This is a genomic window from Sphingomonas zeicaulis, assembly GCF_050433225.1.
Classification (GTDB): domain Bacteria; phylum Pseudomonadota; class Alphaproteobacteria; order Sphingomonadales; family Sphingomonadaceae; genus Sphingomonas_D; species Sphingomonas_D zeicaulis.
This window is the reverse complement of sequence record NZ_JBNPXQ010000001.1, coordinates 1-18,019: the sequence shown is the minus strand read 5'-3', so window position 1 is coordinate 18,019 and position 18,019 is coordinate 1. Positions and strand designations below refer to the sequence as shown.

Genomic DNA, 18,019 nt, shown 5'->3' with positions numbered 1-18,019 from the left:
CTGCACAAAGCTGTGCATGGTCGCCCCCTGCCCGACTCGCGCGGCATGAGTCTGTTCCGCTCGCGCCTGCTGGTGCCGCTGCTGATCGCGGTGGCGGCGATCGCGGCGGCGTTCGGCCATTTCGCCGGGCGCCGCGCGGAACTCGGCGCGATCGCGCAATTGCAGGCGGAAACCGTGGCGGACGCGACCTTGCGCGCCACCTTGCTGCGCGGCGACATCGAACGCTTCCGGCTGATGCCGGTGGCGCTGACCGAGGATCGCGGCGTGCTCGCCGCACTCGCCGGCGTGCCCGGTGCTACGGAGGCGCTCAACCGGCGGCTCAAGATGCTCGCGCGTGAGACCGGCGCGGAGAACATCTACCTGCTCGATCCGCGCGGCCGCGCCATCTCGTCGAGCAACTACGATACGCCGCGCAGCTTCGTCGGCCAGGACTATGCCTTTCGCGACTATTACCGCGAAGCGGTGCGCGAGGGCGCGGGCGTGCAGTTCGGCATGGGCACGGTCAGCCGCCGCCCCGGCCTCTACGTCTCCCACCGTACCGAGGGAGGCGGCTATATCGTCGTGAAGCGCGTGTTCGGCCGGCTGGAGCAGGATTGGGCGCGCGCCGGCGGGCTGACACTGGTAACGGATACCAACGGCATCGTCGTCGCGAGCAGCGATCCCGCGCTGCGTTTCCGCGCCACTCGCCCGCTCACGCCCGCGCAGGTCGCCTATTTCCGGCAGGAGATGCAGTCGGGCGACGCCTCGGTGCGCCTTCTGCAGATCGAGACCGCGCTGGGCGGCCGGCTGGTGCGGCTGGAGGGCGATCGCACCCGGCGGGTGAGCGCGCATGTGCCCGCAGGCGATCTCGGCTGGACCTTGCACCTCTACAAGCCCGCCGACCCCGCCGCGACCCGCGCCGGCCGCGCGGTGTGGCTGGCGACCGCGCTCGGCGTCGCGCTGATCGCCGCACTCGCTTGGGCGCTGGCGCTGCGCATCCGCCAGCGCCGCATCCGCACCGCCGCGCTCGAGGAGGAGGTCGCGGCGCGCACCGCGCAGCTTCGCGCGGCGATGGACGAGCGCGCCGCCGGCGAACGCCGCGCCGACGAACTGCGCGAGGAATTGCGCCAGGCCAACCGCCTCGCCATCCTCGGCCAGATCACCGCAGGGGTTGCGCATGAAACCGCGCAGCCGGTCGCCGCGATCCGATCCTATGCCGCCAATGGCATCGCCTTCCTCGACCGCGGCGACAGCGCCGCCGCCGCCGCCAATTTCGGCGCGATCTCCCGCCTGACCGAGCGAATCGGCGCGGTCACATCCGAACTGCGCGGCTTCGCGCGCAAGGGCACAGGGGAGATCGTCGCGCTGCGCGTCTCCGAAGTCATCGAGGGCGCCGCGCTGATCCTGCGCAACCGGCTGACGCGCATCGCCTTCACCGTCGATCTCGGCGCCGACCCGCCGGTGCGCGCGGGTCGCGTTCGGCTGGAGCAGGTATTCGTGAACCTCATCCAGAACGCGCTCGACGCGCTCGAGGGCCGCGGCGACGGCCGCGTCGAGATCCGGCTGGATGGCGATGAGGAGAGCGTGCGCGTGCGCATCAGCGACAATGGCCCTGGCATCCCACCGGAGGTCGCCGAACGGCTGTTCACCCCCTTCGCCACCAGCCGTGCCAACGGCCTCGGCCTCGGCCTCGTGATCGCGCATGACATCATGCGCGAACTGGGCGGCGCGCTCGCGTGGATCCCCGGCGATGGCGGCGCCTGCTTCGAATTGACCCTGCAGCGGGCACAGGCATGAGCGACGGCGCAGACCTGCCCCGCGTCGCGCTCGTCGAGGATGATGCCGATCTGCGTGCGGCGACCGTGCAGACATTGCAGCTCGCCGGCTTCGCGGTGGATGCCTTCCCCGCCGCCGAACCCGCGCTGGCCGCGATCGATGCGGCCTATCCTGGTGTCGTCGTCACCGACGTGCGGATGCCGGGGATCGACGGCATCAGCTTGTTCCACCGCCTGCGGGAGCGCGACGCCGAACTGCCGGTGCTGCTGATCACCGGCCATGGCGACGTGACGATGGCGGTCGAGACCTTGAAGGCCGGCGCCTGGGATTTCGTGACCAAGCCGTTCGATCCTGACGCTTTGGTCGCCGCCGTCCGCCGCGCCGCCGAAACCCGCGCGCTGGCGATCGACAATCGCCGGCTGCGCGCGCTCGCCGAACAGGCTTCCGCCGAGGTGCTGGTCGGCGAGGCACCCGCGATCGCGCGCATCCGCCAGACCGTGCCCGTGCTCGCCGGCACCGACCTCGACGTGCTGATCGAGGGGGAGACCGGCACCGGCAAGGAACTGGTCGCACGCCTGCTCCACCGCGCCGGCCGCCGCGCACGGCACGGCTTTGTAACGATCGCGTGCGCGGCGATCCCCGAGGCGCTGGTGGAAAGCGCGCTGTTCGGCGAGGGCGGGCGGATGGGGCCGGTCGCGGAGGCGCAGCGCGGCACCTTGTTCCTCGACGATATCGACCAGGCGGTGCCGGCGCTGCAGGCGCGCCTCACCCGCCTGCTGGAGGAACGCAGCTTCGTGCCCCAGCACGGCCGCGAGGCGGTGCCGCTCGACCTCCGCATCGTCGCCGCGTCGGCCAGCTCGCTCGACGCCGCGGTGCGCGAGGGCCGCTTCGCTCCCGCGCTGTTCTACCGCCTCGCCGGCATGACATTGACCCTGCCCCCGCTGCGCGACCGGCAGGACGATCTCGCCCTGCTCTTCGCCCACCTGCTCGACCGCGCCGCCGCCCGCCATCGCCGCCCCCCGCCCGCGATCGGCGCGCGCACCCGCCGCCGCCTCGCCGAGCATCGCTGGCCCGGCAATGTCCGCGAACTGGCCCATTTCGCCGAACGCGTGGTGCTGGGGCTGGAAGCCGAGGATGCGGATGAGGCCGGCGCCGACGCCACCTTGCCCGAACGCGTCGCCCGCTTCGAGGAAGCCGCGATCCGCGACGCCTTCCTGGCGGAGGACGGCGATGTCGGCCGCACCGCCACCCGCCTCGGCATCCCGCGCGAGACCTTCTACTACAAGACCAAACGCTACGGCATCGACCTCGCCGCGCTGAGGAGAAGGGCGAAGGGCTAACTCCCCTCCCCCACCCCCGCCGCATCACTCCGCATCTGCCCATGCGCCAGCAACCCGAACAGCCCGGCCCCGCCGATGATGTTCCCCGCCAGCGCCGGCAGCACGAAATCGGTCAGCGCCTCGCTCAGCGGCATGTGCCCGCTGAGCCAGAGGAAGGCGACCTGCGACGATCCGGTCACGACATGGCAGAACCCGCCCAGCGCGATCACATAGGTGAGCAGGGTGATGACCCAGAACTCGCTGCCCTTGGCACTGGGCAAGATCCACGCGATCGCCGCCATCAGGAAGCCCGCCGGAATGCCGAGCGTCAGCGTCTTCGCGCCTTCCTGCAAGGTGAGCTTGCCCAGTATGTCGACCGCGGCGACATGCTGTTCGCGGGTGATGACCACCTCATGCGCCATCAGCCATGCGACGATCACCACGCCGACGAGGTTGGCGAACAGCACGCAGCCCCACAGCCGCAACAACTGCCCCGCCTTCGCCCAGGTCGGCCGCGCGGCGAGCGGCAGCACCGCGGTGACGGTGCTCTCGGTGAAGAGCTGCAGCCGCCCCATGATCACGATGATGTAGCCGACCGGATAGCCCGCCAGGAACACCAGTTCCGCCCAGCGCGTATCCGGCAGCCGCATCCTGAGATAGAGTTCCGCCAGCAGCGACGCACTGATCGCGATCCCCGCGGCCAGCCCCGACAGCAGCAGCGCCGGCACCGGCCGCACCAGCTCCTCCTCCCCCTGCAGCCGCACCACCTCATGCACCACCATCGAGGAACTCGCCCGCCGGTCCTCGACATCCCGCACCTCCTCCTCGGACAGCGCGGCATCGGGCTCATGTTCGTCGTTTTTGGGGGCGGGCTCGGTGGTCATGCGCGGCTCTCGGGACAGGGTGCGGAACTGCCCGGTGAAACGCGGATCATGGGATATCGGGGGCAATGCGCCAGCAGGATTATGCGCGGGCGGATGCCCCGGCCGGGTCATCCCGACCCTGATCACCAACGCCCTATTTCGGGGACACAATACTAAACTCGGCGTGTGATGATCGATCGCGTTCGATCAAGGGAAGTTTCGTATTATGTCCCCGAAATTGAGACTGAAAGGTCGCGCGCGCGCACCCTTACTCTCCCACGCTCTCCCGCAGGTTGCCGCGCATGGCTACCAACGCGTCGCGCAGTGTGCCGAGTTGCTCCAGCGTCATGCCGGTCGCCTGCAATATCTCTTCCGGCACACACGCCGCCTCCTCCGCCAGCTTGCGCCCGGCGTCGGTCAAGGAGACGCGGACGACGCGCTCGTCAGCCCGGTCGCGGGCGCGGGTAACGTAGCCGGCGCTCTCCAGCCGCTTGATCAGCGGGGTCAACGTGCTCGTCTCCAGGAACAGCTTCTCGCCCAGCTCGCCCACCGCCTGGCCGTCGCGCTGCCACAGCAGCACCATCGCCAGATATTGCGGATAGGTGAGCCCCAGCCGGTCGAGCAGCGGCTTGTAGACGCGGTTGAAAGCAAGCCCCGTCGAATAGACCGCGAAGCACAGATATGGATCCAGCGCATCGTCGGGCATGGCCGGCTTCGTCTTCAGCGGAGAGTTGCGCGTTACCATCGTCGCAATATAGGTCGCGCGCGACATGATCGCAATATTGATGAACGGTAGACAGGTGGACGGCGGACGGCAGGCGGCGCGGGGCGATGGGGAGAGGCGCCGCCCGCCATCCTTCAGCCGGATCGGCACCCGAAGCGGCGATCGGATCCGGCCGAACTGATCATCGCCGATGCCGGTCAGCCGATGCGGCGCGCATCCAGGCTGAAGCGCCCCGCCCCCAGCAGCGCGAGCTGGACGAGGCCGCCGGCGATGGCGAGGTTCTTCCAGAAGAACAGATATTCATTGGGGTCGGACAGCTTCGTGTGGAAGATCAAAGCGGTCATCACGCAGAATCCGGCCAGCACCCAGGCCATCGCGCGCGTCTTGTAGCCGGCGATCAGCGCGGCGCTGCCCAGCAATTCGACCAGGATCGCCACCACGACCGAGAGCGTCGGCAGCGGCAGCCCCACCGCCCCGGCATAGCCGATGAAGCTGTTGGGATCGTGGATCTTGGCGAGCCCCGAAAGCAGGAAGATCGGCACGATCAGCAGACGGCCCGCCAAGGCCGCGAGCGAGGTCGGCAGCGCAGTGGCCGGCGCGTCCGGGGAAAGCGGCGGGATATGGGTTGCCAACGTCCATCCTCCTTCAGCGCGGTCGCGGCACGACCGGATCGGCGACGAAACTGGCATGGAGCGGAGGCACGCGACATCCCGACCCGGGGATAGGGCCGCTCACCCGAATGGTGTGGTCGGGCGCCCCCGGACATGGGGGTGCCCAATCCTCGTCCTCCCCGACGCTGCGCGCCGGGGAGGAAAATCATCACCCCCGCTTCAGCGCCGCCTGCGCCGCCGCCAGCCGGGCGATCGGCACGCGGTAGGGGGAGGCGGAGACATAATCGAGGCCGGTCGCCTCGCAGAACGCGATCGAGGCCGGGTCGCCGCCATGTTCGCCGCAAATGCCCAGCTTGATGCCGGCGCGGGTCGCGCGGCCGCGTTCGGCGGCGAGCGAGATCAGTTCGCCGACGCCCTCGACATCGAGGCTGACGAACGGGTCGCGCGCATAGATGCCCTTTTCGACATAGGTCGTCAGGAAGCGGCCGGCATCGTCGCGGCTGACGCCGAGCGTGGTCTGCGTCAGATCGTTGGTGCCGAAGCTGAAGAATTCGCCGACCTCGGCGATCTCGCCCGCCTTCAGCGCCGCGCGCGGCAGTTCGATCATCGTGCCGACCAGGTAGTCGACCGAGGCGCCCTTTTCCGCGAACACCGCCTTGGCGGCCTCGTCGACCACCGCCTTCATCAGCTCCAGCTCGCGCCGCGTCGCGACCAGCGGGATCATGATCTCGGGGATCGGCGCCTCGCCGCTGCTTTCCGCCACCGCCAGCGCCGCCTCGAAGATGGCGCGGGCCTGCATCTCGTAGATCTCGGGATAGGTCACGCCCAGGCGGCAGCCGCGATGGCCGAGCATCGGGTTGAACTCATGCAGTTCGCCGACGCGGCGCTTGAGCGTCGCGACGTCGACCTCGGCGGCCTTCGCCACCTCCTCGAACTCATTCTCGGCGTGCGGCAGGAATTCGTGCAGCGGCGGATCGAGCAGGCGGATCGTCACCGGCAGCCCGGCCATGATCCGGAAGATCTCGGTGAAGTCCGCGCGCTGTTCCGGCAGCAGCTTGGCGAGCGCGGCGCGGCGGCCCTTCTCGTCCTCCGCCAGGATCATCTGGCGCACCGCGGTGATGCGGCCGGCGTCGAAGAACATATGCTCGGTGCGGCACAGGCCCACGCCCTCGGCGCCGAAATCGCGCGCGACCTGGCAGTCGAGCGGGGTTTCGGCATTGGCGCGCACCTTCAGCCGGCGCACCTCGTCCGCCCAGCCCATCAAGGTGCCGAAATCGCCGGCCAGCTCGGGCTGCACGGTCGGCACCTTGCCCGCCATCACCTCGCCGGTGGCGCCGTCGATGGTGAGGATGTCGCCGGCGTTGAGCACGCGCGCACCGATCTTCAGCGTCCCCGCCTTGGCATCGATCAGCAGCGTGCCCGCGCCGGAGACGCAGGGCCGGCCCATGCCGCGCGCGACCACCGCGGCATGGCTGGTCATGCCGCCGCGCGCGGTCAGGATGCCGCGCGCCGCGTGCATGCCGTGAATATCCTCAGGCGACGTTTCCACGCGCACGAGGATCACATCAGCGCCCAGCGCCGCCCGCTTCTCGGCGGTGTCGCTGTCGAACACGATCTCGCCCGAGGCGGCGCCCGGCGAAGCGGGAAGCCCCTTGGTCAGCACGTCGCGCGGCGCGGAAGGATCGAGCGTGGGGTGGAGCAACTGGTCGAGCGCCATCGGATCGACGCGCGCGATCGCTTCCTCGCGGGTGATCAGCCCTTCATTGGCCATGTCCACCGCGATCTTGAGCGCGGCCTTGGCGGTGCGCTTGCCCGAACGCGTCTGCAGCATCCACAGCTTGGACTGCTGCACCGTGAACTCGATGTCCTGCATGTCGCGATAATGCGTTTCCAGCAGGTCGAACACGCGGGCGAGCTCGGCATAGACCTCCGGCATCGCCTCTTCCATCGACAGCGGCTTGGCGTTCGCCGCCTCGCGCGCTGCCTTCGTCAGATATTGCGGCGTGCGGATGCCGGCGACGACGTCCTCGCCCTGCGCGTTGATCAGGAACTCGCCATAATAAGCGCGCTCGCCGGTCGCCGGATCGCGGGTGAAGGCAACGCCCGTCGCCGAGGTGTCGCCCATATTGCCGAACACCATCGCCTGCACGTTGACGGCGGTGCCCCAGCTTGCCGGAATGTCGTTGAGGCGGCGATAGACCTTCGCGCGCTCCGACTGCCACGACCCGAACACCGCGCCGACCGCGCCCCAGAGCTGGTCATGCACATCCTGCGGGAAGGGCTTGCCCCACTGGTCTTCCACGAGCTTCTTGTACTCGCCGACCAGCGCCTTCCAGTCGTCCGCGCCCATGTCGGTATCGAGGACGATGCCGCGGTCTTCCTTGGCGACCTCAAGCGCTTCCTCGAACGCGCCATGATCGAGCTCGAGCACGACATCGGCATACATCTGCACGAAGCGGCGATAGCTGTCCCACGCGAAACGCGCGTCGCCGGAGGTAGCGGCGAGCCCCTCGACGGTCGCGTCGTTGAGGCCGAGGTTGAGGACGGTATCCATCATGCCCGGCATCGACACGCGTGCGCCGGAGCGGACGGAAACCAGCAGCGGGTCCGCGGCATCGCCGAAGCGCTTGGCCGTAACGCCCTCGATATGGGCGATGCCGGCGGCAACCTGCTCGCGCAATTCGTCGGGGAAGGACTGGCCGTCGGTATAATAGCGCGTGCACATCTCGGTCGAGATGGTGAACCCCGGCGGCACCGGCAGGCCGATCGAGGCCATGCCGTCGAGATTGGCCCCCTTGCCGCCGAGCAGATTCTTGTCGCCGTTCCCGCCATCGGAAACGCCGCCGCCGAAGCGGTAGACATATTGAGTCATCGGATCCCTTCCCCGTATATTTGTTGCATCGCAACATATGCCGCGGCCCTGCTCATGGCGAGTCTGGTGTGGCCGTGGCGGAGCCCAATCATGTCTTGGCGGCGGATCAGCCTTCGATCTTCGAGAAATCCGCCACGCGGTGGACGGCGGCACGCACGCGCACCAGCATGGCCAGCCGCGCCGCGCGCTTGTCGGGGTCGGAATCGTTGACGGTCACGGCCTCGAAGAAGGCGTCGATCGGCGCGCGCAGCAGCGCGAGCGCGGCCATCGCCCCTTCGAAATCTTCGGCCTCCACCGCCGCGGCGGCGGCCGGTTCGGCGGCATCGAGCGCCGCGACCAGCGCGGCTTCCGCCGGTTCCTGCGTGTAGCCCGCGTTGAACGCCGGCGCCTCGGTGACGCCCTCCTTCTTCAGGATGTTCGCCGCGCGCTTGTAACCGGCGAGCAGGTTGGCGCCATCGTCGGTCGCGACGAAGGATTGGAGCGCCTTCACCCGCGCGAGCAGGCGGACGAAATCGTCCTCGCCGCCCAGCGCGAACACCGCATCGATCAGGTCATGGCGAACGCCCGCCTCACGCTGCTGGACCTTGAGGCGGTCGGCGAAGAAGTCCGCCAGTTCGCCGGTCACGTCACGCTCGGTGCCGATGATCGCCTGGCTCTGCGCCACCACCGCGCGCAGGTTGAGCCGCGTGCCGTTGACGAGGATCGTCTGGATCACCTGCAGCGCCGCACGGCGCAGCGCGAACGGATCCTTCGAGCCGGTCGGGCGGATATCGCGTGCGAAGAAGGCGACCAGCGTGTCGACGCGATCGGCTAGTGCGACGCAGGCCGGGATGCAGCCCTCGACCGCGGCGACATATTGCTGCTTCAGCGCCGAGACGGTGCCAGGCTTTTCGCCGGCGCGCTCGGCATAATAGCCGCCCATGATGCCCTGAAGCTCGGGGAACTCGCCGACCATCTGCGTCGCAAGATCCGCCTTGGCGAGCAGACCGGCGCGCCGCGCGGTTTCGGGATCGCGCTCGGGGAAATAGGCCTCGGCGATCCAGCCGGCCAGCTTGCCGATCCGCTCCGCCTTGGCGCGCAGCGTGCCCATGCCCTCATAGAACAGCATCGTCTCGAGCTTGGGCAGCACATCGTCGAGCGGAACCTTGAGATCCTGCTCCCAGAAGAATTTCGCGTCCGACAGCCGCGCCGCGAGCACCTTGCGGCTGCCCTCGACGATCAGCGCGCCGCCATCCACCGCGGCGATGTTCGCGGTGCAGATGAAGGCCGGTGCCAGCTTGCCCTCGGCGTCGTTGAGCGCGAAATATTTCTGGTTGGTGCGCATGGTGAGCTGAATCACCTCGCGCGGCACATCGAGGAACGCCGGATCGAAGCTGCCGAGCAACGGCACCGGCCATTCGGTGAGGCCGGCATTCTCGATCACCAGCCCCTCGTCCGGCACCACCGTCAGCCCGGCATTGGCGGCGGCGCGGTCGGCGCTCTCGCGGATGATCGCGCGACGCTTTTCCTGATCGACGATCACATGGCAGGCGTTGAGCTTGGCCTCATAGTCCTCGGCCGAACCGATGGTGATGCGGCCCGGATGGTGGAAGCGATGGCCGACCGTCTCGGCACCCGATTCCAGCCCGTCGATCGCGATCGGCACCACATCCTCGCCCAGCAGCGCGACGATGCCCTGCAGCGGGCGCACCCAGCGCAGGCTCTCGGTCGTGGCGGATGCGGCGCCCCAGCGCATCGACTTGGGCCACGGAAAGGCGCGGACGATCGCCGGCACGGCCTCCGCTAGCACGGCGGCGGTCGGGCGACCCGGCTTCTCGATCACGGCGAACAGCACGCCGTCACGCTCGACCAGCGCCTCGCGGGCAAGCCCGGTCTTGCGCAGGAAGCCTTCCAGCGCCTGCGGCGGCGCGGAGGCGCGCGGGCCCTTCAGCTCCTCGCTCACCGCCTCGGTCGCCAGCGGCAGGCCGCGGACGATCAGGGTCAGCCGGCGCGGCGTCGCGAAACTCTCGATCGCCGCCGCCTTCAGGCCGGCGCGGCCGATCTCGTCGGCGAACAGCTTGGTCAGGTCGGCGCGCGCCTTGTCCTGCATGCGCGCCGGGATCTCCTCGGAGAGGAGTTCGAGAAGGAAATCGGCCTGGCTCACGCTTCCCACCCGTTCTTTTCCATCCATGCCTGGCAGCTTCCCTTGGCCAGATCGCGCACGCGGCCGATATAGGCCTGGCGCTCGGCCACGGAGATCACGCCGCGGGCGTTCAGCAGGTTGAAGATGTGGCTTGCCTTGATCGCCTGGTCATAGGCGGGCAGCGGCAGCTTGTTTTCCAGGCACACCTGGCATTCCGCCGCGGCATCCTTGAACCACTGGAACAAGGTCTCGGTGTTGGCGATCTCGAAATTATATTTCGAGAACTGGCGCTCATTCTCCAGGAACACGTCGCCATAGGAGGTGCCGGCGTCGTTGAAGCGCAGGTCATAGACCCGGTCCACGCCCTGGATATACATCGCCAGCCGTTCGAGGCCGTAGGTCAGCTCGCCCGACACCGGCTTGCAATCGAATCCGCCGACCTGCTGGAAATAGGTGAACTGCGTCACCTCCATGCCGTCGCACCACACTTCCCAGCCCAGGCCCCAGGCGCCCAAGGTCGGGCTTTCCCAGTCATCCTCCACGAAGCGGATGTCGTGGCGGGTGAAATCGATGCCGATCGCCTTCAGGCTGCCCAGATAGAGGTCCTGGATGTCGGGCGGGCTGGGCTTCAGGATCACCTGATACTGGTAATAATGCTGCAGCCGGTTCGGGTTCTCGCCATAGCGGCCATCGGTAGGACGGCGGCTGGGCTGAACATAGGCCGCCTTCCACGGATTGGGGCCAAGCGCACGCAGCGTGGTCGCCGGGTGGAAGGTGCCGGCGCCCATCTCGACGTCATAGGGCTGGAGGATCGCGCAGCCTTGCCTGCTCCAATAGGCATGGAGCGTCAGGATCATGTCCTGGAAGCTGAGCGACTTGGGGTCAGGCACGGTTTCGCCTTCGCTGTTGCAATATATGAAACGGCCGCCGCTTTGGCCGATGGATATCGGCGGGTCAACCGACCGGCTGCGCGGCGGCGGCGATGATCGGCACGAAATCGGCGGCCTTCAGGCTCGCGCCGCCGACCAGCGCGCCGTCGACATCGGGCACATGGAGCAGTTCCGCGGCATTGGAGGGCTTCACCGAGCCGCCATAGAGGATGCGCACGCCTTCCCCCGCCGCGCCGAAGATCCCCACCAGCTTCGCGCGGATCGCGGCGTGCATCTCGCCCACGTCCGCCGGGGACGGGGTGCGGCCGGTGCCGATCGCCCAGATCGGTTCATAGGCGACGACCACCGCCTCCGCATCGACCTCCGCGGGCACCGATCCTTCCACCTGCGCCTCGACAACCGCCACCGCATCCCCCGCGTCGCGCTGCGCCTCGCTCTCGCCCACGCAGATGATCGCGGTGAGCCCGCCGGCGATCGCGGCGTTCGCCTTGGCGCGCACGTCGGCATCGGTTTCGTGCTGGTCGGCGCGGCGCTCGCTGTGGCCGACGATCGCAAAGCGCGCGCCCGATTCCTTCAGCATCGTCGCGGAAACGCAGCCGGTGTGCGCGCCGGCGACATTGGCGTGGCAATCCTGCCCGCCGATGGTGAGATCGGGGCAGCGCAAAGCCGCCGCCGCGATCAGTGTGAAGGGCGGCGCCACCGCGATGTCGACCTCGGGATAGGTTTCCACCGCCGCGCCGATCGCGTCGAGCTCGGCCAGGGCCGACAGTTCGCCGTTCATTTTCCAGTTCCCGGCGATCAACTTCCTGTTGGCCATGATGTTCTGCCCCTGCCCCGTTTTTCAGTGTGTGGGCCCGCGCGATAGCAACCGGCCGGATCGGCATGCAACATGCTTGAAGCAAACCCTGCCGCCCCCTAAAGCGAGGGCCGTTTTCTCATTGCCCGTAGGACTTCGATGCTCAACCTGTTCCGCCGCGCGCTCAACTCGAGGGTCGGCATCGCGATTGCGGGCCTGCTGCTGGCGGTGATCGCCGTCGGCTTCGCGATGACTGATATCGGCAACACGCTGAACGGCAGCGGGCAGCAGCCGGGCAAGGGCGAACGCCTCGCCCAGATCGGCGACGAGGGGCTTTATGCCGGCGATGTCCGCCAGGCGATGGAAGCCGCGCTCGATGCCGAGCGTCAGCGCAATCCCACGCTCGACATGGCCGGGCTGATCGCGGCCGGCGGCTTCGAACAGGTGCTCGACAGCCTGATCGCACAGCATGCGGTCGACCTGTTCGGGCGGCAGCAGGGCCTCAAGGCCAGCAAGCGGATGATCGATGGCGAGATCGCCAGCATCCCCGCCTTCAATGGCCCCACCGGCAAGTTCGACCAGCAGACCTATTTGCGCGCGCTGCGCGAACGCAACCTCACCGAGGCGCAGGTGCGCGATGATTTCGGCCGCGTGCTGATCACCCGCCAGCTCATCGGCCCGGTTTCCGCCGCCGCCAAGGCGCCGCGCGAACTCGCGCTCCCCTATGCCTCGCTGCTGCTCGAACAGCGCGAAGGCACGCTGGTGGCGATCCCCGCGCAGGCGATGGACCGAGGCGCGGATCCGACCGCGGCCGAGCTCGCAACCTTCTACAAGAACAATGTTCGCCGCTACACCGTGCCGGAACGCCGGGTGATCCGCTTCGCGCCGTTCGGCCCGGCGACGATGCCCAAGGTCGCGCCGACCGAGGCGGAGGTCGCCAAGGCGTTCGCCGATCGCAAGGCGGAGTTCGCCGCGCGTGAGACCCGCACGCTGACGCAGGTCATCCTGCCGACCCGTCAGGCCGCGGCCGCGCTGGCGCAGAAGGTGCGCGGCGGCACTGCCATCGCGGATGCCGCGCGTGCGGTGGGCCTTGAAGCCTCCAACAGCGGCGCGGTCGAAAAGGCGATGTTCGCCGAAGCGAGTTCGGCCGCAGTCGCCAACGCCGCCTTCGCCGCCGCCAAGGATACGGTGACGGATCCGCTCCAGTCGCCGCTCGGCTGGCATGTCGTGCGGGTCGATGCGATCACCGCGGTGCCCGCGCGCACGCTCGACCAGGTTCGCGCCGAACTGACGGCGGCGATCGAGGCGAGCAAGGTGCAGGCCGCGATCGCCGCGCTGCAGACGAAGATCCAGGACGCGGTAGACGAGGGCGCGACCTTCGACGAGATCGTCGCCGCGAACAAGCTGGAGGTCACCACCACCCCGGCCGTCATCGCGACCGGCGCCGACCCGGACAAGCCGGACGTGCCGCCGCCGCCGCAGATGGCGGAGGTGCTGCGCCCGGCGTTCGAGGCCGAGGCCGATGACGATCCCGCGGTGGTACCGGTCGGCCCGCCCGCCGCACAGAGCTTCGCGCTGATGGACGTCGTCCGCATCGTGCCGCCGGCGCCGCGTCCACTGACCGACCCGAAGATGAAGGAAGCCGCTACCGCCGATTTCATCGCCGATCGCCAGGCCAAGGCGGCGCGCGCCGCCGCGGTGGCGGTCATCGCCAAGGTCAACAAGGGCATGACGCTGGAACAGGCGCTGCGCGAGGTCGGCCGCCCGTTGCCGCCGACCCAGCCGATCGGCGGCCCGCGCCTCGCGCTGATGCAGGGCCAGCGCCAGATCGATCCGACCGAGGAACTGCTCTTCTCGATGCGCGAAAACAGCGTGAAGCTGCTCGCCATGCCCAACCGCGCCGGCTTCTTCGTGGTGCGCCTGCAGAAGATCGTGCCCGGCGACGCCACCGCCCAGCCGCAGCTGGTGACCAACACCCAGCGCAGCTTCGATCAGACGCTGGGCGGCGAATATGCCGAGCAGTTCGCCGTCGCCGCGCGCACCGCGGTGGGCGTGAAGCGTGACGACAAGGCGATCGCCAAGCTCAAGCGCGAGCTGACCGGCGCCCCCGTCGCGGAATGAGCCAGGGGCAGGGCGTGACGGGGGCCGGGACCGGAGACGCGGCGGCGCTCGCCGCGCTGGCAGCGGGCCGCCCCGCGCTGGTCCATCGGCGCCAGATCGCCGATACCGACACGCCCGTCTCCGCGGCGCTCAAGCTGATGGAGCCGGGGCGCGGCGATTTTCTGCTCGAATCGGTCGAGGGCGGCGCCGTTCGCGGTCGCTACAGCCTGCTCGGCATCGCGCCCGACCTCATGTTCCGTGCCGAGGGTGACGCGGCCGCGATCAACCCGCACTGGCTCACCGATCGTAGCGCCTTCGCCCCGGTCGAGGGCGGCGCACTCGCCGCGTTGCGCGCGCTGGTCGCGCGCTGCCGGATGGACGTGCCGGAGGATCTGCCGCCCGCGCTCGCCTGCCTCGTCGGCTATTTCGGCTATGAGACGGTCGGCCTCGTCGAGCGGCTGCCGCGCGCCGGCACTAGCCCGATCGGCCTGCCCGACATGCTGTTCGCGCGGCCGACCCTGCTGCTGGTGTTCGATCGCCTGGCGGACGTGCTCCACCTCGTCGCCCCGGTCTGGCCCGAAGGCAGCGGCACGCCCGACCAGAAGGTCGCCGCCGCGGTCGACCGCATCGGTGCCGCCGCCGCCCGGCTCGCCGCCCCCCTGCCCGCGCGTGATGCCGATGCGCCCGTCGCCGATCCCACGCTGGCGGTCACGCCGGTGCTGGCGCCCGGCGATTATGAAGGGATGGTGGCGCGCGCGAAGGACTATATCGCCGCCGGAGACATCTTCCAGGTCGTGCTGGCCCAGCGCTTCACCGCGCCCTTCCCGCTGCCGCCCTTCGATCTCTATCGTGCGCTGCGCCGGATCAACCCCAGCCCCTTCCTCTACCATCTCGACCTGCCCGGCTTCGCGCTGACCGGCTCCAGCCCCGAGATCCTCGTGCGCGCCCGCGCCGGCGAAGTGACGATCCGCCCGATCGCCGGCACCCGCCCGCGCGGGGCCACCGCCGCCGAGGATGCGCGCCTGCGCGACGAACTGCTCGCCGACCCCAAGGAGCGCGCCGAGCATCTGATGCTGCTCGATCTGGGCCGCAACGATGTCGGCCGCGTCGCGTCACCCGGCAGCGTGACCGTGACGGACAGCTACACCGTCGAATATTACAGCCATGTGATGCACATCGTCTCGAACGTGGTCGGCCGGCTCGATCCGTCGAAGGACGCGCTCGACGCGCTGTTCGCGGGCTTCCCCGCCGGCACCGTCAGCGGCGCTCCCAAGGTGCGCGCGTGCGAGATCATCGCCGAGCTCGAGCCTGAGGCGCGGGGCGCCTATGCCGGCGGCGTCGGCTATTTCTCGCCGGACGGCTCGATGGATTCCTGCATCGTCCTGCGCACCGCGGTGGTGAAGGATGGCGTCATGCACGTCCAGGCCGGCGCCGGCATCGTCGCCGACAGCGACCCGGCCGCCGAGCAGCGCGAGTGCGAGGCCAAGTCGGGCGCACTGCTCGCCGCCGCGCGCGAGGCGCTGAAGCAGGCGGCGGAAGCGGGTTTCGGGCAGTAATATTCCCGCCCCTGGGGGCGTCGGTTTCACTTGCTCGAGAAGAAGCCGGAAGGTCGCGATATCGGAGAGCTGCGCCGAACCGCCCTCTCCCGCACTCCGCGGGAGAGGGCTTTCAGCCGGTCCCCCACCACTTCCCTCACATCATCGGCCCATAGCCCAGATAGGTCACCAGGAAGCTGATCATCGTCAGCACCAGCCCCAGCAGGAACGCGCGATAGGCCATCCCCAAATACCGGTATTTCTTGCGCTGGAGCACCTGGCCGTTCTGGTAGATGTCGCGCAGCATGGTGCGGAACAGGGCCTCCTCATCTTCCAGCCGGTCGATCACCGCGTCCGCGAATTCCTCTTCCGACATTTCGGTGAAAGTGCCGAAGAACAGGATGTTGCGGTTTCCCATCGGCGCCTTGCCGGTGGCGGGCAGCACCGCATAGACCGCCAGCATCGCCGAGATGAACGAGAAGAAGGCAAGGATCATCAGCGGCAGCGCGAATCCGCCGGCGCGAACCTGGCCGATCGAAATGGTGAACACCACGAACGTGCCGCCCATCAGGATCGAGGCCTTCTGGTCGGCCATCTGGCTGAGCGCCACGTTGATCTGCTGGGTCGTCCGGATCAAGTGCACGGCATGAACGGAAAAATTTCGCTTCCGTTTCGATTCGTCTGCGTCCATGCGCCCCCCGCCGATGTCCCCGTTTTCCTTAAACATGCCCATTTGACGCCGCAATCGCTTGGCAATCGCACATCCACATCGGTAAGGACCGCGCATGACAGACCGTGCCCAGATTTTCGACATCGTCGCCGAGCAGATCGCGCCCTTCAACAAGAAGGGCGTCGCGCTCACGGAGAGCACCACCTTCGCGGGCGACCTGGAATGGGACAGCCTGACGGTGATGGACTTCGTCGCCGCGGTCGAGGACGCGTTCGACATCATCATCACGATGAACATGCAGGCCGAGATCGAGAATGTCGGCCAGCTCGTCGACGCCGTTGCCAAGCTCAAGGGTTGATCGCAGGATGACCGAGGCTGCCCAGACCGCGCATGACGCGCACACGCCCGAGGAAGTCGCCGACGCGCGGGACCTGTTCTCCAAGTTCGACGGGCTGATCGCCGAGCGCCAGGCGCTGCTCGATACCGGCGTGCGCGATCCGTTCGCGATCGTGATGGACGAGGTGAAATCCCCCACCCTCGCCGTCATCAAGGGCAAGGAAACCATCCTGCTCGGCACCTACAACTATATGGGCATGACGTTCGATCCGGACGTGGTGCAGGCCGGCAAGGATGCGCTCGACGCGTTCGGCGCCGGCACCACCGGCAGCCGCGTGCTCAACGGCACCTACCAGGGCCATAAAGAGGTCGAGGATGCGCTGAAGGCGTTCTTCGGCACCGACCATGCGATGGTCTTCTCGACCGGCTACCAGGCCAATCTCGGCATGATCTCCACGCTCGCCGGCAAGGGCGACTATGTAATCATCGATGCCGACAGCCACGCCTCGATCTACGACGGCTGCTTCCTGGGCGATGCCGAGATCGTCCGCTTCCGCCACAACAGCGTCGAGGATCTCGACAAGCGCCTCGGCCGCCTGCCGAAGGATGCGCAGAAGCTGGTGGTGCTCGAAGGCGTCTACTCGATGCTGGGTGACATCGCCCCGCTGCCGGAGATGGTCGCGGCGGTGCGCAAGCATCCCAACTGCATGATCCTGTGCGACGAGGCCCATGGCATGGGCTTTTTCGGCGAACATGGCCGCGGCGTGTTCGAGGAACAGGGCATGGAAGGCGAGATCGACTTCATCGTCGGCACCTTCTCCAAGTCGGTCGGCACGGTCGGCGGCTTCTGCGTTTCGAACCACCCGAAGTTCGACGTGCTGCGGCTGGTCTGCCGCCCCTATGTGTTCACCGCCTCGCTGCCGCCCAGCGTGGTCGCGACCGCCGCCACCTCGATCCGCAAGCTGATGCACGCCAAGGACAAGCGCGCGCATCTGTGGGAAAACAGCCGCAAGCTGCACGGCGGCCTCAAGGCGCTGGGCTTCACCTTGGGCAGCGAGACGCCGCAATCCGCGATCATCGCGGTGATCCTGACGGACCAGACCCAGGCGGTGGCGATGTGGCAGGCGCTGCTCGAACTCGGCCTCTACGTCAACATGGCCCGCCCCCCCGCGACCCCCGCCGGCATGTTCCTGCTGCGCTGCTCGCTGTGCGCGGAACACAGCACCGAGCAGGTCGACCAGATCCTCGCGATGTTCGAGGCGGCCGGCAAGGCGACGGGGGCGATTGCTTAAGGGCGGAAGCGCCGAGCAAAAAGCCCTCTCCCGCGAAGTGCGGGACCATTGCAAAAGTGGATCGGGGCTGATTCACTTCGTCATTGGGAGACGAAGATGTCGGTTCAGCTCGGATTTGCAGATCACGTGGTCGG

14 protein-coding genes are annotated in these 18,019 nt (G+C 68.5%); 6 read left to right on the top strand and 8 right to left on the bottom strand.

Annotated elements, in window-relative coordinates; genetic code table 11:
• The first annotated feature begins 45 nt into the window (after positions 1–45).
• The gene (locus FHS96_RS00070; RefSeq protein ID WP_429587126.1) at positions 46–1,776 is read left to right on the top strand and encodes a sensor histidine kinase; all 1,731 of its coding nucleotides are present in this window, start codon (positions 46–48) and stop codon (positions 1,774–1,776) included.
• The gene (locus tag FHS96_RS00065) at positions 1,773–3,095 is read left to right on the top strand and encodes a sigma-54-dependent transcriptional regulator (RefSeq protein ID WP_429587125.1); all 1,323 of its coding nucleotides are present in this window, start codon (positions 1,773–1,775) and stop codon (positions 3,093–3,095) included. Before FHS96_RS00070 ends, FHS96_RS00065 begins: the two co-directional genes overlap by 4 nt.
• Here the strand turns inward: FHS96_RS00065 and FHS96_RS00060 are convergent.
• From FHS96_RS00060 to tpiA, 7 genes are all read right to left on the bottom strand, one after another.
• Positions 3,092–3,958, bottom strand: coding sequence for a formate/nitrite transporter family protein (locus tag FHS96_RS00060; RefSeq protein ID WP_429587124.1), 867 nt, complete (start codon positions 3,956–3,958; stop codon positions 3,092–3,094). The genes FHS96_RS00065 and FHS96_RS00060 overlap by 4 nt on opposite strands.
• A 247-nt stretch (positions 3,959–4,205) precedes the next feature.
• A complete protein-coding gene (locus FHS96_RS00055) occupies positions 4,206–4,709 on the bottom strand; it encodes a MarR family winged helix-turn-helix transcriptional regulator (RefSeq protein ID WP_429587123.1) in 504 nt (167 codons plus the stop codon).
• A gap of 149 nt (positions 4,710–4,858) precedes the next feature.
• Complete coding sequence (locus tag FHS96_RS00050) at positions 4,859–5,293, bottom strand: DoxX family protein (RefSeq protein ID WP_429587122.1); 435 nt, start codon at positions 5,291–5,293, stop codon at positions 4,859–4,861.
• A 187-nt stretch (positions 5,294–5,480) separates the two neighbouring features.
• On the bottom strand, positions 5,481–8,144 hold the full coding sequence (ppdK, locus tag FHS96_RS00045; protein ID WP_429587121.1) for a pyruvate, phosphate dikinase: 2,664 nt from the start codon (positions 8,142–8,144) through the stop codon (positions 5,481–5,483).
• 106 nt (positions 8,145–8,250) lie between these two features.
• Positions 8,251–10,314 (bottom strand): glycine--tRNA ligase subunit beta, encoded by a 2,064-nt coding sequence (gene glyS, locus FHS96_RS00040; protein ID WP_429587120.1) that lies wholly within the window; start codon positions 10,312–10,314, stop codon positions 8,251–8,253.
• Positions 10,284–11,123, bottom strand: coding sequence for a glycine--tRNA ligase subunit alpha (locus FHS96_RS00035; RefSeq protein ID WP_429589553.1), 840 nt, complete (start codon positions 11,121–11,123; stop codon positions 10,284–10,286). The genes glyS and FHS96_RS00035 overlap by 31 nt, the downstream gene beginning before the upstream one ends.
• Positions 11,124–11,220: 97 nt before the next feature.
• Complete coding sequence (gene tpiA / locus FHS96_RS00030; protein ID WP_429587119.1) at positions 11,221–11,973, bottom strand: triose-phosphate isomerase; 753 nt, start codon at positions 11,971–11,973, stop codon at positions 11,221–11,223.
• A 138-nt stretch (positions 11,974–12,111) separates the two neighbouring features.
• Between tpiA and FHS96_RS00025 the strand changes: the two genes are divergently transcribed.
• Complete coding sequence (locus tag FHS96_RS00025) at positions 12,112–14,073, top strand: peptidylprolyl isomerase (protein WP_429587117.1); 1,962 nt, start codon at positions 12,112–12,114, stop codon at positions 14,071–14,073.
• The gene (gene trpE, locus FHS96_RS00020) at positions 14,070–15,608 is read left to right on the top strand and encodes an anthranilate synthase component I (protein WP_429587116.1); all 1,539 of its coding nucleotides are present in this window, start codon (positions 14,070–14,072) and stop codon (positions 15,606–15,608) included. Before FHS96_RS00025 ends, trpE begins: the two co-directional genes overlap by 4 nt.
• A gap of 136 nt (positions 15,609–15,744) precedes the next feature.
• Here trpE and FHS96_RS00015 read toward each other — a convergent pair whose 3' ends face one another.
• Positions 15,745–16,230: a Pycsar system effector family protein gene (locus tag FHS96_RS00015; protein WP_429587115.1), complete on the bottom strand. Its 486-nt coding sequence runs from the start codon at positions 16,228–16,230 to the stop codon at positions 15,745–15,747.
• A gap of 142 nt (positions 16,231–16,372) precedes the next feature.
• Between FHS96_RS00015 and FHS96_RS00010 the strand changes: the two genes are divergently transcribed.
• Together FHS96_RS00010 and spt are read left to right on the top strand one after the other, a co-directional pair.
• The gene (locus FHS96_RS00010) at positions 16,373–16,615 is read left to right on the top strand and encodes an acyl carrier protein (RefSeq protein ID WP_429587114.1); all 243 of its coding nucleotides are present in this window, start codon (positions 16,373–16,375) and stop codon (positions 16,613–16,615) included.
• Between the two features lie 7 nt (positions 16,616–16,622).
• Entirely contained in the window at positions 16,623–17,885 is a 1,263-nt protein-coding gene (gene spt, locus FHS96_RS00005; protein ID WP_429587113.1) for a serine palmitoyltransferase, read from the top strand.
• Positions 17,886–18,019: the final 134 nt, after the last annotated feature.